This window comes from Pseudarthrobacter woesei, from assembly GCF_055412745.1.
The window spans coordinates 458,331-473,059 of record NZ_JBVAYU010000001.1 but is presented as its reverse complement, the minus strand read 5'-3'; the positions used below and the strand labels follow the sequence as shown (position 1 = coordinate 473,059).

Below are 14,729 nucleotides of genomic sequence, written 5' to 3'. Positions count from 1 at the left end.
CAATGACATTCAACACCGCATCATTTGTCGTCCAGGTGGCGGCCCTCCTCCTTGTCCTGGCTGCCCTGCACAAGCCCCTGGGCCTCTACCTGGCCCGCGTCTTCGAGGGCCAGGGGTCCAGCCGGCCGGAGCGCCTCTTTTACCGGCTCGCCGGAATCGACGCCGGCGCGGACCAGACCTGGCCGGTGTACCTCCGCAGCGTCCTGGCGTTTTCCGCCGTGTCCATCCTCCTCGTGTTCGGCCTCCAGCGCCTCCAGGATCTCCTGCCCGGCGCCGGGTCACTGACCGGCGTTGACCCGTGGGTGGCCATAAACACGGCCATTTCCTTCGTTACCAACACCAACTGGCAGACCTACGTACCGGAGACCACTGTCGGCATCTTCGTGCAGATGACCCTGCTGGCGGTGCAGAACTTCCTCTCCGCCGCCGTTGGAATCGTCGTCGCGGTCGCCCTCATCCGGGGCATCGTGCGGGTCAAAACGGAACGGCTCGGCAACTTTTGGGTCGATGTGACCCGCACGTCTTTCCGCGTACTGCTCCCGATCGCTTTTGTCGGCGCAATCGTGATGGTCCTCGGCGGGGTTGTCCAGAACTTCTGGTCCGCCGACGTGGCGAACCAGGCCACCGGTGTAGCGCAGGTCATTCCCGGCGGACCGGTAGCATCCCAGGAGGCGATCAAGGTGCTCGGCACCAACGGAGGCGGCTACTTCAACGCCAACTCCGCCCATCCTTTTGAGAACCCGAACGCGTTCATCAGCCTCTTCCAGGTGTTCCTGATCCTGCTCATCCCGTCAGCCCTGCCCTACGCCTACGGCCGGATGGTCAGGGACCAGAAGCAGGGCTTCACGGTGGCCGCAGTCATGGGCACCCTGTGGCTGACCTCCACGGCGCTGACGGGCTGGGCCGTCGGCGCCGCCCAAGGAACGGCGACCGCGGCCGCAGGCGGACTCGGTGAAGGCTTCGAGCAACGCTTCGGCGCAGCCCCCAGCGCGATCTTTGCCGCGTCCACCACCCTCACCTCCACCGGTGCCGTCAACGTCGCCCATGATTCCCTGCCGCCGCTGGCCGGCGGAACCGCCATGGTAAACATGATGCTCGGCGAGGTGGCCCCCGGCGGAACCGGTTCCGGGCTCTACGGCATGCTGATCCTGTCCATCATCTCCGTCTTCATCGCCGGGCTTATGGTCGGGCGAACCCCGGAGTACCTGGGCAAGAAAATCGGTCCCACGGAAATGAAGCTCGCGGCCCTGTATATCCTTATCACCCCGACCGTGGTGCTGGTCCTGTCGGGCCTCACCGTCCTGCTGCCGGAGATCATGGCCAATGCCCCGGCGTCTGGACCCCACCAGTTCAGCGAAGTGCTGTACGCCTTCACATCCGGAGCCAACAACAACGGTTCCGCGTTCGGCGGCATCACGAGCTCGGGACCCTACCTGTCGGTCCTGCTGGGCCTGGCCATGCTGCTTGGCCGGTTCCTGCCGATCGCCCTGGTCCTCGCCATGGCCGGATCCCTGGCCAGGCAGGGCAAGATCCCCGCCTCCGCCGGCACCGTCCCCACCCACGGGCCGCTCTTCGGTTCGCTGCTGCTGGGCGTGACCGTGATCCTGACCGCCCTTAGCTACTTTCCGGCCCTTGCCCTGGGGCCCCTCGCAGAAGGACTTCTCAAATGACCCGGTCCAGCACGGCATCAGCCACGGACGCGGCCGCCGCCACCTTTGTCGACGGCAATCCCCTCGGCACGCCCGGCGAACACAAGCACCACATCAAGGCCCCGGCGAAGCTGACGCCATCGTCCGTCGCCGCCGCCCTGCCGCTCGCCGTCCGCAAGCTCTCCCCGCGCCAGATGATCCACTCCCCGGTCATGTTCACGGTCCTGGTCGGCGCTGTGCTGTGCACAGCGATCTGCCTGGTCCGGCCCTCGGTATTCAGCATCGCCATCACCGTGTGGCTGTGGCTCACCGTCCTGTTCGGAACCCTGTCGGAGTCAATCGCCGAGGGCCGCGGCAAGGCCCAGGCCGACAGCCTGCGCGCCAGCCGGACGGGAGTACAAGCCAAACTCCGGCAGCCGGACGGCACCACCTCGGAGGTGCCGGGCACCGACCTGCGGCGGGGTGACCTCGTCATCTGCGAGGCCGGGGACGTGATCCCCTCCGACGGCGAAATCATCGAGGGCCTGGCGAGCGTTGACGAATCCACGATCACCGGTGAATCGGCGCCGGTGATCCGCGAATCCGGCGGGGACCGGTCCTCGGTTACCGGCGGCACCAGGGTGCTCTCGGACCGGATCGTCATCCGCATCACCGCCGAACCGGGTGAGACGTTCATCGACCGGATGATCAAACTGGTCGAGGGCGCGGTACGGCAGAAGACGCCCAATGAAATCGCACTTCACGTGCTGCTGGTGTCCCTGACCATCGTGTTCCTGGTCGTCACCATGTCCCTGGCCCCCTTTGCCTCCCTGGCAGGGGCTACGCCCTCGCCGATCGTGCTGGTGGCGCTGCTGGTCTGCCTGATTCCCACCACGATTGGGGCCCTGGTGCCGGCGATCGGCATCGCCGGCATGGACCGCCTGGTCCAGCACAACGTCCTGGCCACCTCCGGCCGCGCCGTGGAAACCGCAGGCGACATCACCACGCTGCTGCTGGACAAGACCGGCACCATTACCTATGGCAACCGGCGCGCAGTCAGTTTCCTGCCCGCCGACGGCGTCAGCCACAACACCCTCGCCGAGGCGGCACGGCTCTCCAGCCTCGCCGATGAAACCCCGGAGGGACGCTCCATCGCCGACCTTGCCGCGGAAAAGGGCGTTGCGGGCCAGGGCCTTGCCGAGCTCCGGAAGGTCACCGGCGAGTTCGCCGTGGTGGAATTCAGCGCCAGCACCCGGATGAGCGGACTGGACCTGGACGGTACGCAAATCCGCAAGGGCGCCGCGTCCGCGGTGTCGTCCTTCGTGGCCGAACGCGGCGGACACACCCCGGCGGACATGGTCCGCAGGGTCGAGGAAATCGCAGCCCAGGGCGGCACCCCGCTGCTCGTCGCCCGGGCTGTGGAAGACGGGGGCGCCGAGGTGCTCGGGGCCATCCACCTGGCCGACGTGGTGAAACCCGGAATGAGCGCCCGGTTCGCCGAACTGCGGAAAATGGGCATCCGGACCGTCATGATCACAGGAGATAACCCCATCACGGCGGCGGCGATCGCCGCCGAAGCCGGGGTCGACGACTTCCTGGCCGAAGCCACTCCCGAGGACAAGCTCGCCGTCATCAAAAAGGAACAGGCCCAAGGACGGCTCGTGGCCATGACCGGTGACGGCACCAACGACGCGCCCGCCCTGGCCGCGGCGGACGTCGGGGTCGCGATGAACTCCGGCACCCCGGCAGCCAAGGAAGCCGCCAACATGGTGGACCTTGACTCCGACCCGACCAAGCTCATCAACATCGTGGGCATCGGCAAGCAGCTGCTCATCACCCGTGGCGCGCTGACCACTTTCTCCGTGGCCAATGACGTCGCGAAGTACTTCGCGATCGTTCCGGCCCTGTTCACCGCGACTTTCCCGGGGCTGGGGCTGCTCAACATCATGGGCCTGGCGACGCCTGCCTCGGCCATCCTGTCCGCGGTGATCTTCAACGCCCTGATCATCGTCGCCCTGGTGCCGCTCGCGCTCCGCGGCGTGAAGTACCGTGCCGTCTCAGCTAACCAGGCGCTGGCGCGGAACCTGCTGGTCTACGGGCTCGGCGGGCTTATCGCCCCGTTCGTCGGCATCAAAATCATCGACCTGATGATCTCCCTCATTCCCGGAATCGGCTAGGAACGTCCCCATGAACATACTCACCGGCTACCTCCGCCAGGCAGGAACCGCCCTGCGCTTCCTCATCATCGCCACGCTGGTCCTCGGCCTGGCCTACCCCCTGGCCGTTTTCGGCGTCGGACAGTTGATCGCCCCGTACCAGGCGAACGGCTCGATTATCAAGGACGACGGCGGCAACCCGGCCGCGTCCGCCCTGATCGCCCAGGCCGCCGCCGATGAGGACGGCGTACAGGATCCGCGGTGGTTCCACGCCCGGCCTTCGGCCGCGATGTGGGACCCGGCATCGTCCTCGGCCAGCAACCTCGGCCCCAACGAACCCAAGCTGCTCGACGCCGTCACCGCCAACCGGGCTGCCGTCGCGGCGGCCGAAGGCGTCGGCGAGGCTGAGGTACCGGCCGACGCCGTGACCGCCAGCGGTTCCGGACTGGACCCGGACATCTCGCCGGAATACGCCAGGCTGCAGCTTTCCCGGGTGGCCGCGGCCCACGGACTCAGCACCGAAATGGTGGCGTCACTGGTGGAACGGCACACCAGCAGCGGACTGGTCGCCTTCCTGGGCCAGCCCTCGGTCAACGTAACAACCCTCAACCTCGCCGTGGCCGCAGAAACGCGGCCGTCGCAAGCTACACAATCCAAATGAGAGAATGACGGCATGGCACGTGGAACGCTGCGAATCTTCCTGGGGGCCGCACCGGGCGTCGGCAAGACCTACGAGATGCTCGAAGAAGCGCACAGGCTCGGCAAACGCGGCGAGGACGTCGTCGTCGCGTTCGCCCTGGACCACGGGCGCAGCGAGACGAGGGCACTGCTGGACGGGCTCGAAGTCATCCCGGCCAGTCGCCTGCCCTACCGGGGCACGGAGTTTGAGGAGATGGACCTAGCGGCTGTCCTGGCCCGGGCGCCGGGGATCGCCATCGTGGACGAATACGCCCACTCCAACATCCCCGGCAGCCGCCATCCCAAACGATGGCAGGACGTCGACGAACTGCTCGACGCCGGCATCAACGTCCTCTCCACCGTCAACATCCAGCATCTGGCGTCCCTGGGGGACGTCGTCAGCGCCATCACCGATGTCCACCAGGCGGAGACCGTCCCGGATGACGTCGTCCGCCGGGCGGATCAGATCCACCTCGTGGACATCTCCCCCGAGCTGCTACGCCAGCGGCTGGGCGACGGCAAGATCTACGCCGCCGAAAAGATCGACGCCGCCCTCTCGAACTACTTCCGTCTGGGCAACCTGACGGCGCTGCGGGAACTCGCGCTGCTGTGGCTGGCCGACCGCGTGGACGAAGGCCTGGCCAGGTACCGGGCCGAAAACGGCATCGAAGACAGCTGGCCGGCCCGTGAGCGCATCGTGGTGGGGCTGACCGGCGGCCCCGAGGGGGAGGTCCTGATCCGCCGGGGCGCAAGGATCCTCAACCGTGTCAACGGCGGGGACCTGCTGGCCGTGCACGTCCGCGCGGCGGACGGTGTTGCCGGCGAGTCACCCCAGGCACTGGAATCCCAGCGTCATCTGATCCAGGATCTGGGGGGCAGCTACCACATCGTGGCCGGCGAGGATCCGGCCGGGGCCCTCCTGGACTTCGCCCGAAGCGTCAACGCCACCCAGATCGTTGTCGGCATCTCGCGGCGGAAGAAGGTCGCCGGGCTGCTGGGAAGCCTGCTCGGCGGCGGGGTCGGCACCAGGGTGGTCCGTGATTCCGGCGACATCGACGTCCACATGGTGTCCCACCCGCTCGGCGGACGCGGCACCCGCCCGTCCCGGCAACGAGATCTGGGCCGCGTGCGGGTGGCGGTGGGGCTCGCTCTGGCCGTGGCGCTCCCGGCCGGCCTGCAGTTCCTCCTGCTGGCCCTGAACCCGGAGCAGAACGTGGCCACTGCCATGCTGGTCCAGCTGAGCGGGTCAGTCGCCGTGGCCCTGGTCGGCGGGCTGTGGCCGGCCATCCTCGCCGCGCTCTGGAGCAGCCTCCTGGTGAACTATTTCTCTACCCCGCCGGTGGGCACCCTGACCATCAGCGATCCGCAGAACTACCTTGCGCTGCTCGTGTTTGTCGGCGTGTCCGCGGCCGTCGCCGTCGTCGTCGATCTTTCGGCCCGGCGTTCCAAGGAGGCCGCCCACGCCCGCGCCGAGGCCACGACCCTTGGCGATCTGACCCGCGGCGCCGCCCGGTCCGACGATACGGTCCGGGCGCTGCTGGAACAGTCGCTGGGTGTCTTCCAGGTCCGCGGCGCCGCCCTGTTCAGCCTCGCCGATGGCGCCGGCACCGCCGGAAACGCGGTCAACGGCCGGCAGTGGCGGTTGCTGGCCGCCGCGGGTGAGAATCCCGCCGCGGCCAGGGCGGACCGGGGTGACGCCGCGGAGGGGGACAACGTCGAAGAGATCGATGCGTCCACGCGCCTGGTGCTGTCTGGCCGGATTCTGCCCGCGAGCGACCGGCGTCTCCTCGGGGCCTTCGGGGTCCATCTGGCGGCCCAGCTCGAACGCCAGCAACTGGTGGCCAGCCGGAGGGAAATGCTGCGCCTGGCCGAGAGCAACACGATGCGCACGTCCATCCTTCGTGCCGTGTCCCACGACCTCCGTACTCCGCTGGCCGGCATCAAGCTCGCCGTCGGCGGCCTGCGCCAGGGCGATGTGCGTTACACCAGGGAAGAGGAGCAGGAGTTGCTGGCTACCATCGAGGAGTGCTCGGACCGGCTGGATACGCTGGTGGGCAATCTGCTGGACATGTCCCGGATCACCTCGGATGCCGTCAATCCCCTGCTGAGACCCGTGCGTTGGTACGAAGTAATCCCGGAAGCCCTGAGCGCCGTCCCCGAGGGCCGGGTCCGGGCGGACCTGCCCGCCAATATGCCGGAAATCGACGCCGACCCCGGCATGCTGGAGCGTGTGATTGCGAACATCGTCGAAAACGCCGTGAAGTATGCCCCCGATTCGGACATCGTCCTCGTCGGGTCGGCCGGCGGGCTGAGCCCGGCGACCCTGGACGGACGCCCGGCTGGCGAGCTGCGCATCATCGACCATGGCCGGGGTGTCCCCGCGGAGAGGGTGGTCGAAATGTTCCGGCCATTCCAGCGGCTCGACGATGCCCCACAGGCCACCGGCATCGGACTCGGACTGGCGGTGGCAAAGGGTTTCACGGACGCCATGGGTGGAAGCCTGACCGCCGAAGCGACCCCGGGCGGCGGATTGACCATGGTCATCCGGCTTCCGCTGTCCACCGGTACGCCGTTTGAACCGCGCCGCCGCCAGGCGCCGCTCGAGCCGCAGACGGTGCTGGACCGCCGGCGTCACACAATTCCGCTCGCGCCCGGACCGGACGCAGGATGACGGCCGTCCTCGTGGTCGACGACGACCCGCACCTGTTGAGGGCTCTCCGGATCACGCTGCAGGCCCACGGCTACGCCGTCACCACTGCGTCCGACGGACACTCGGCCCTGCTGGCGGCGTCCCAGAACCCGCTGGCATTGATCATCCTGGACCTTGGCCTGCCGGACATGGACGGGACCAGTGTCATCCGAGAACTGCGCGCCTGGAGCCAGGTACCTGTCCTTGTGCTGTCGGCCCGGCATGGGTCCGAGGACAAGGTGGAGGCCCTCGACGCCGGCGCCGACGACTACATCACCAAGCCCTTCGGGCTGGATGAACTCCTGGCACGGCTCCGCGCGCTGCTGCGGCGCAGCGTTGGCGCGGAAGACTCCCCGGTGGTCACCACCGATGCTTTCACCGTGGACCTCGGCAAACACCGCGTCACGCGGGACGGCCAGGACGTCCGGCTGACTCCCACAGAGTGGAACATTCTGGAGGTGCTGGTCCGGAATCCCGAAAAGCTGGTCACCCAGCAGCAACTGCTGTCCGAGGTGTGGGGGCCCGCGTACGCCAAGGAGACCAACTATCTCCGCGTCTACATGGCCCAGCTACGGCGCAAGCTCGAACCGGACACCGGCAACCCGCGCCATCTGATGACAGAGGCCGGCATCGGTTACCGTTTCCTGCCCTGACGGTTTCTGTGGTCCGGCCCGCTGCGGGTGGCGTCAGCAGGCGTCCGCCTCGGCGTTCAGGTCCCGGCCCCGGGTTTCAGGTGCGAAGAACCCGGCCACCCACCCGATGGCTGCGTAGCTCATCAGGATCACTGCCACCGGGATCCACCCCGGTCCCGTTGCGGCCACCACCGCGGCGGCCAGGATCGGGCCCAGTCCGCCGGAGAGGACAGCGCCCACCTCCTTGACCGTGGTCATGAAGGAGAACCGTCGCTTGGAACCGAACATTTCCACGAGCCACGTGGACTCCACTCCATACATGTTGGGAATCGGGCCGCCAATGTAGATGACGAACACCAGAGCCACCAGGACAGGATTCCGCGTTTCGATCAGGAGCATCGCGGGAATGGTGAAAGCGAACTGGAATGCGGAGAGCCACAGCCACACTATTCTGCGGCCGAACCTGTCGGTGAGCTTGCCGGTCAGCAGGACGGTGGCCATCCCCAGGATGGAGCCCAGCGTCACGCCGGCGGTGACGAGGTTGGCGTCCATCTTTACCACGGACACGGTCCATCCGATGAGGAAGCCCTTGACGAGGTAGACCGAGCCGTTCTCCCCCAGCTTGATACCCAGGGACACCAGGAACGGCTTCCTGGCATCCGCAGCATCGCGCCACACGCTTTGCTGCTTCGCTCCGGCGCTGGCCGCGGCCCGGCGCTGCTTGATGACCTCGAAGACCGGCGATTCGCTGACGCTTCGCCGCAGGTACAACGCGACGAGGGTGGTGGCGATGCTCAGCAGGAACGGGACGCGCCAGCCCCAGCTCAGGAACTCTTCCTTCGGCAGTTGCGACATCAGAAGCCACAGGGCGCTGGCCAGGAGCACCCCCGTTGCGGTCCCCAGGGCCACCACCGCGCCGTAGAAGCCGCGGCGTCCGCTGGGCGCCGACTCCACGAGCAGGAGCGAGGCACCTGAAAGTTCGGCGCCGGCGCCGAAGCCTTGGATGAGACGCAGCAGGACCAGCAGGACGGGGGCAGCGACGCCAATCTGGGCATACGTGGGCAGCAGACCCATCCCGAGGGTGGCGACCCCCATCATGCCTACGGTGATGACGAGGACGGATTTGCGGCCGTACTTGTCCCCCACATATCCGAAGTAGATGCCACCGAGCGGCCTGACGAGGAACCCGGAACCATAGGCGGCGAAGCTGGCCAGCAGGGCCATCGCCGGGTCTGTGTTCGGGAAGAACAGCGGCCCGAAGACCAGTGCGGCCGCCAGCGTGTAGAGCGTAAAGTCCATGTATTCCAGCGCCGAGCCGAGCCAGGATGAGATCGAGGTTCGGCGCAGTTCCGCGGGCGAGACCTCCGGATCGGCCGCGGCGTTCTTTGGCCCCGCCTCTGCGTATTTCACGTTCATGTTTTCAGTAACCACGGAGTGTCTCCCTAGTGAGGAGCCAGCAAAGCCGGCTCAGCCGCAACGTCATTGTTCGGATGGTGTTGGTGCAGTTAATGCTGTGGTGGGGCGCGGACCCTGCCGTCGTCCCTCAGAACCTCACGAGGGACACGGTCTCGGCGATGCAGGCCGGCTTCTCGGAGCCCTCCAGCTCGATCCGGTGCAGGACCCTCAGCTGCTGGCCGTTGGCGGTCCCGGTCACCGAGGTCAGCGTCAGCCGGTCCCGGATACGGGAACCGGCCCTGGCCGGGGCCGGGAACCTGACCTTGTCCAGGCCGTAGTTGATGATCGCTGCCGCGCCATGGACCCGGTATACCTGTCCGGCCAGGTGCGGGAGCATCGACAGGCTCAGGTAGCCATGGGCCACGGTGGTGCCGAAGGGGCCGCTGGCGGCCCGCTCCGGATCGGTGTGGATCCACTGCTGGTCCAGGGTGGCGTCAGCAAATGCCTGGATCTGGGATTGCTCCAGCCGATGCCAGCCGCTCACCCCAATTTCCTGTCCTGTCAGGCACTCCAGCTCGGCGACGTTTTCGAACAGCCTCATCAGACCCTCTCCAGCAGCATCGCGACGCCTTGGCCCAGGCCCACGCACATCGTGGCCAGGCCGCGGGCGGCGTTTTCGCGTTCCATCCGGCCCAGCAGCGTGACGACGATCCGGGAACCGGATGATCCCAGCGGATGGCCCAGGGCGATCGCACCGCCGTCATTGTTGACAGTGCCCTGATCCAGCCCCAGCAGCCGCATGCAGGCCAGCGACTGCGCGGCGAAAGCTTCGTTGAGTTCGACGGCGCCCAGGCCGTCCAGGCTCCAGCCGGCCTTCGCCAGGGCCTTCCGCGTAGCCGGCACCGGGCCGATGCCCATGACGTCCGGGGCGACCCCGGCCGCCTGGCTGGTCACGATCCGGGCCCGCGGCGTCAGACCCCAGCGGGCAACGGCCTCGCCGCTGGCCACCACCACGGCGGAGGCGCCGTCGTTGAGGGAACTGGAGTTACCGGCGGTCACGATCCCGCCGGGCTTCACGATCGGCCGCAGACCGGCCAGCGCCTCGGCCGTTGACCCGCGCCGCGGCCCCTCGTCGGTGTCCACGATCGATACGTCCCCGCGCCGGCCGGTGACCGGGACGGGGACGATTTCGTCCCTGAAGCGGCCCGCATCGATTGCGGCCAGGGCCAGTTCGTGCGAGCGCAGCGCGAAGCTGTCCGCGTCGACGCGGGAGATCCCTTCACGGCCGGCCACTTCTTCGGCAGTTTCGGGCATCGAGAACCGGGCGCTGGCGTCCATCCGCGGGTTCACGAACCGTGCACCAATCGAGGTGTCCGCAAGTTCCCCCGGCCCAGCAAACGGCTTTTCCGGTTTGGCCAGCACCCACGGCGCCCGCGTCATGGATTCGACGCCGCCGGCGACCACAAGGTCGGCGTCGCCGTTGCGCACCGCCTGCGCTGCCATCGTGATGGCGGTCAGGCCGGAGGCGCAGAGCCGGTTGACCGTGACGGCCGGGACTGCGTCGGGCAAGCCGGCGAGCAGCACCGCCATCCGGGCGACATTCCGGTTGTCCTCCCCTGCCTGGTTGACGCAGCCCAGGATGACCTCGTCGAGGCTGGCCGGATCCACGCCGGCGCGGGCCACGGCAGCCCGCAGCACCAGTGCGGCCAGGTCATCGGGCCGGACCATAGCGAGCGCGCCGCCGTGGCGGCCCACCGGGGTGCGGACGCCGCCGACCAGGAATGCCTCGGGCATCAGCGGGCCCCGCCGTTGATGTAGAGCGTCTGCCCGGAGACATAGGAGGATTCGTCGCTGGCGAAGAAGGCGACGGCGGCCGCCACTTCCTCGGGCTGGCCCACCCGGCCCAGCGGCGTGCGGGCCGCCACCGCCTCCTGGTGTTCGGCCGGGCTGCTGCCGACGCGCTCGGCGGTGGCCGCGGTCATCGAGGTGGCGATGTAGCCGGGGGCCACGGCGTTGACCGTGATGTTGAACGGGCCGAGTTCGATGGCGAGCGTCGCCGTCAGGCCCTGGATGCCGGCCTTCGCGGCGGCGTAGTTGGCCTGGCCGCGGTTACCCAGTGCGCTGCGGCTGCTCAGCGACACGATCTTCCCGTATTTCGCCGGGACCATGTACCGCTGCGCGGCCCGGGAACAGAGGTAGGCGCTGGTCAGGTTGGTGGTGAGGACCGATTCCCAGTCCGGGCGCTCCATTTTGAAGAACAGGTTGTCGCGGGTGATGCCGGCGTTGTTGACGAGGATGTCGAGCCGGCTGAACTCCCGGTGGAGCTCCGCGAAGACCCGGTCCACGGTGGCTTCATCCGTGACATCGCAGACGGCCGCGACGGCCCTGCCGCCGGCCGCGAGCACCTGCGGGTGGGCGGAGATCTGCTGCGCGGTGTCCTTGGCGCCGTCCTCGTTGAGGTCCAGGACGACGACGGTGGCGCCCCCGGCGGCCAGCTTCAGGGCGGTGGCGGCACCGATCCCCTGCGCCCCGCCGGTGACGGCTGCCACTTTGTTCGTGAAATTGCTCATGGTGTTTCCTTTGATTGCGTTGGGTAGCGGATCTAGCCGAAGGCTGAGATGCCGGTGATCTCCCGGCCGATAAGCAGGGACTGGATGGAGTCGGTGCCCTCGTAGGTGGACACCACTTCCATGTCCGTCATGTGTCTGGCCACGTGGTTTTCCAGCAACACGCCGTTGCCGCCAAGCATGTCCCGGGCTTCGGAACAGATCCACCGGGCCTTCTGCGCCGTATGCATCTTGGCCAGGGAGGCCATGGGACCGGTCATACGCCCGTCCTCGGCCAGGACGGCCAGCCGGAAGCAGATCAGCTGCATGGCCGTCAGCTCGGCGAGCATGTTGGCGAGTTTGTTCTGCACCAGCTGGAAGCTGCCGATCGGTTTGCCGAACTGCCGGCGGGTCTTCGCGTAGTCCACCGCCGCCTCGTACGCTGCCATGGCGTGGCCCAGGGACTCCCAGGCCGCACCGCTGCGGGTGGCGGTCAGGACGCGGGTGACGTCCTTGAAGGAGTGGCAGCCGGTGAGCCTGTTGTCCGCCGGCACCCGGAGGTTTTCCAGGGTGACGTCCGGCTGCAGGATGGCGCGTTTGCCGATCTTTCCCGTGATGACCTCCGTGTGATAACCGGCCGGGTAGCTGCCGTCATCGTTGCGCTCCATAACAAAGGCCTTGACCTTGGCGTCCTCCTCGTCGCGGGCAAAGATGATGACGACGTCGGCCATGCTGGCATTGCCGATCCACCGCTTGCGGCCGTTAATGATGTAGCTGTCGCCCTCCCGCCGGGCGCTGGTCTCCAGCGCCACCGAGTCGGAGCCGTGGTCCGGCTCGGTCAGGGCGAAGGCACCGATTTTGGCCAGGACGGCCATAGAAGGAAGCCATCGTTCCTTTTGCTCATCGCTGCCCAGCATGTTGATGGTGCCCATGGCCAGGCCGGACTGGACGCCGAGGAAGGTGTTGACGGAGCCATCGCCGCGGGAGACTTCGGCAGCGACTATTCCGGCGGCGAGCCGGCTCAGCCCCGGGCAGCCATAGCCCTTGATGGTGGCTCCCACGATGCCGAGGGCCGCGAGCTTGGGGATCAGCTCGAACGGGAATTCCGCCCGTTCCCAGTAGCCATTGATGACCGGAAGCAGGTCCTTGTCCACGAAACTTCGGACCTTCAGCCGCAGGGCACGGTCCTCGGCGGTGAGGAAATCGTCCATCAGGTAGAAGTCGGTGCCGTGTTCGGCCGGTTCGGTTGTCATTGGGTCAGCTCCATGGGGGTGGGATCGGAAATCTGCGGTCCGGGTGCGTCGGTGCGGCATTGCCCGGGCTGGAACTGTGCGAGCCAGCGCCGCTCCTGCTCCGCCAAAGGCCTTGGAGTGCCGGTCTCCGGCCAGATCGAAACCAGCACGGTCCGGCCGTCCACGGCAACCACGCCGCACTGGGTAGCCGCGCACTCGAGGGTGAAAGAACTTGTGCCGATCCGGCTGACCGTCAGTTCGACCGTCAGGTCCGCCCCGTGGATCACTGGGCGGCGGTAGTTCAGCTCGAGGGCGGCCACCACTGTCGGGGACACAGCGACAGTCCGGAGGCCCGGCATCGTCGCGCGCCACTGGATCCGGGACTCCTCAAGCAGCGTCACGACGGCGGCGTGGTTCACATGGCCGTTGAGGTCCTGGTCCGACCAGCGCGGGGAGATCCGCGCCCGGTACGGCTCAGGCATGGGCCAGGGTTTTCTGCCGGAGCAGCCAGTCGCGGACCAGCTCTGAGCTTTCGTTGAGCTCCGGCGGCGCGAGCGGGTAGTCGACGGGGGTGCGGGAGTACTCCACGGGGTGCCGGACCGTGGGGATCCTCCGCGTCCCGCTGCCGGCCAGGACCACCGGCTGCAGTCCCAGCCGTTCAGCAAACTCGACGCCGCCGCGCACGTCCTGGATCGGGGCGCACGGCAGGCCGGCGCCGGAGAGCTGCGTGAACCACTGCGCGGCGGACTGCGTGGCCAGCGTGGTGTGCAGGATCTCCCGGAGTTCATCCCGGTGCGCATTGCGTCGCAGCGTTGTGGCGAACTTCGGGTCCGCGGCGATTTCGGGGATGGCCAAGGCCACGCAGAGCCGGACAAACTGGGCGTCATTCCCTATCGCGATGATGATCATGCCATCACCTGTCTGCATCGGCGCATAGGGGTACATGCTGGGATGTTCGTTGCCCATCCGGGCGGGCACCACGCCGCCGGTCACATACGCCGCGGACTGGTTGACCATGCCGGAAAGGGCCGAGGTCAGCAGATTGAGTTCCACCAGCTGGCCCTCGCCGGTCCGGGTCTTGTGATGCAGGGCCCCCAGGATGCCGATGGCGGCGTGCAGGCCCGTGATGACGTCGAACAACGCGATGCCGGCCCGGTAGGGTTCCGTGTCCGGGTCCCCGGTCAGGCTCATCATGCCGGAGATGGCCTGGACGAGCAGGTCATAGCCTGGGATGTGCGCGCCGGCCCCGGTGCCGAACCCGGTGATGGAGGCATAGATGATATCCGGCTTCAACTCCGTGGCGGCGGTGTAGTCCAACCCCAGGCGTGCCATGTTGCCGGGCTTGAAATTTTCGATCATAACGTCCGCAGCGCGCACCAGATCCCGGGCAACCTCGAGGTCCGCCGGGTCCTTCAGGTCAAGGGCAATGGAGTGCTTATTCCGGTTCACTGACAGGAAGAATGTGGCCTCCCCGTCGCGGACCGGCGGCATGTAGCTGCGGGTGTCATCCCCCTCGGGCCCCTCAACCTTGATCACGGTGGCGCCCATATCGGCCAGCAGCATGGTGGCGTAGGGGCCCGCCAGCACGCGGCTGAAATCCGCGATCACGACGCCGGCCAGCGGCCCTGAGCCTGGGCGGCCGAGGATTTCGGCGGCCGGCCCGGCAGCGTCGCGGGTAGGGCTGTGGCCCGCTCCGGCGGCCGTTTCAGAGTTCGGATGTTTCATGTAGTTCCTCCGGTGTGTGGTCTGCATCACCCACCTTCGCAAGACTAT

At 67.7% G+C, this 14,729-nt stretch carries 12 protein-coding genes; 5 read left to right on the top strand and 7 right to left on the bottom strand.

The features are described 5' to 3' along the window. The first annotated feature begins 2 nt into the window (after window positions 1-2). The 5 genes from kdpA to ACZYZE_RS02250 are packed head-to-tail and all read left to right on the top strand — an operon-like array spanning window position 3 to window position 7,804. Window positions 3-1,670, top strand: coding sequence for a potassium-transporting ATPase subunit KdpA (gene kdpA / locus ACZYZE_RS02270; protein WP_463905994.1), 1,668 nt, complete (start codon window positions 3-5; stop codon window positions 1,668-1,670). Beyond that, window positions 1,667-3,805, top strand: a complete 2,139-nt coding sequence (kdpB, locus tag ACZYZE_RS02265) for a potassium-transporting ATPase subunit KdpB (RefSeq protein WP_463905993.1) — start codon at window positions 1,667-1,669, stop codon at window positions 3,803-3,805. The genes kdpA and kdpB overlap by 4 nt, the downstream gene beginning before the upstream one ends. A 10-nt stretch (window positions 3,806-3,815) precedes the next feature. Next, a complete protein-coding gene (kdpC, locus tag ACZYZE_RS02260; RefSeq protein WP_463905992.1) occupies window positions 3,816-4,445 on the top strand; it encodes a potassium-transporting ATPase subunit KdpC in 630 nt (209 codons plus the stop codon). A gap of 12 nt (window positions 4,446-4,457) precedes the next feature. Then, complete coding sequence (locus tag ACZYZE_RS02255) at window positions 4,458-7,133, top strand: DUF4118 domain-containing protein (RefSeq protein WP_463905990.1); 2,676 nt, start codon at window positions 4,458-4,460, stop codon at window positions 7,131-7,133. Continuing rightward, on the top strand, window positions 7,130-7,804 hold the full coding sequence (locus ACZYZE_RS02250; RefSeq protein ID WP_463905988.1) for a response regulator: 675 nt from the start codon (window positions 7,130-7,132) through the stop codon (window positions 7,802-7,804). The genes ACZYZE_RS02255 and ACZYZE_RS02250 overlap by 4 nt, the downstream gene beginning before the upstream one ends. Before the next feature lie 33 nt (window positions 7,805-7,837). On the opposite strand, the gene ACZYZE_RS02245 is transcribed toward ACZYZE_RS02250, so the two are convergent. The 7 genes from ACZYZE_RS02245 to ACZYZE_RS02215 all read right to left on the bottom strand — a co-directional run bounded on the left by ACZYZE_RS02245 (window position 7,838) and on the right by ACZYZE_RS02215 (window position 14,681). Next, window positions 7,838-9,214 carry an MFS transporter gene (locus ACZYZE_RS02245; protein ID WP_459317747.1) on the bottom strand — a complete coding sequence of 459 codons (1,377 nt, stop codon included), beginning with the start codon at window positions 9,212-9,214 and terminating at the stop codon, window positions 7,838-7,840. A gap of 112 nt (window positions 9,215-9,326) precedes the next feature. Next, complete coding sequence (locus ACZYZE_RS02240) at window positions 9,327-9,779, bottom strand: MaoC family dehydratase (RefSeq protein WP_463905987.1); 453 nt, start codon at window positions 9,777-9,779, stop codon at window positions 9,327-9,329. Then, window positions 9,779-10,972, bottom strand: coding sequence for a thiolase family protein (locus ACZYZE_RS02235; protein ID WP_463905985.1), 1,194 nt, complete (start codon window positions 10,970-10,972; stop codon window positions 9,779-9,781). The genes ACZYZE_RS02240 and ACZYZE_RS02235 overlap by 1 nt, the downstream gene beginning before the upstream one ends. Further along, on the bottom strand, window positions 10,972-11,748 hold the full coding sequence (gene fabG, locus ACZYZE_RS02230) for a 3-oxoacyl-ACP reductase FabG (protein ID WP_463905984.1): 777 nt from the start codon (window positions 11,746-11,748) through the stop codon (window positions 10,972-10,974). Before fabG ends, ACZYZE_RS02235 begins: the two co-directional genes overlap by 1 nt. Window positions 11,749-11,780: 32 nt before the next feature. After that, the gene (locus tag ACZYZE_RS02225; RefSeq protein ID WP_463905982.1) at window positions 11,781-12,977 is read right to left on the bottom strand and encodes an acyl-CoA dehydrogenase family protein; all 1,197 of its coding nucleotides are present in this window, start codon (window positions 12,975-12,977) and stop codon (window positions 11,781-11,783) included. Then, window positions 12,974-13,438 carry an acyl-CoA thioesterase gene (locus ACZYZE_RS02220; RefSeq protein ID WP_459317752.1) on the bottom strand — a complete coding sequence of 155 codons (465 nt, stop codon included), beginning with the start codon at window positions 13,436-13,438 and terminating at the stop codon, window positions 12,974-12,976. The genes ACZYZE_RS02225 and ACZYZE_RS02220 overlap by 4 nt, the downstream gene beginning before the upstream one ends. Next, the gene (locus tag ACZYZE_RS02215; protein WP_463905980.1) at window positions 13,431-14,681 is read right to left on the bottom strand and encodes a CaiB/BaiF CoA transferase family protein; all 1,251 of its coding nucleotides are present in this window, start codon (window positions 14,679-14,681) and stop codon (window positions 13,431-13,433) included. Before ACZYZE_RS02215 ends, ACZYZE_RS02220 begins: the two co-directional genes overlap by 8 nt. Between the last annotated feature and the right edge of the window lie 48 nt (window positions 14,682-14,729).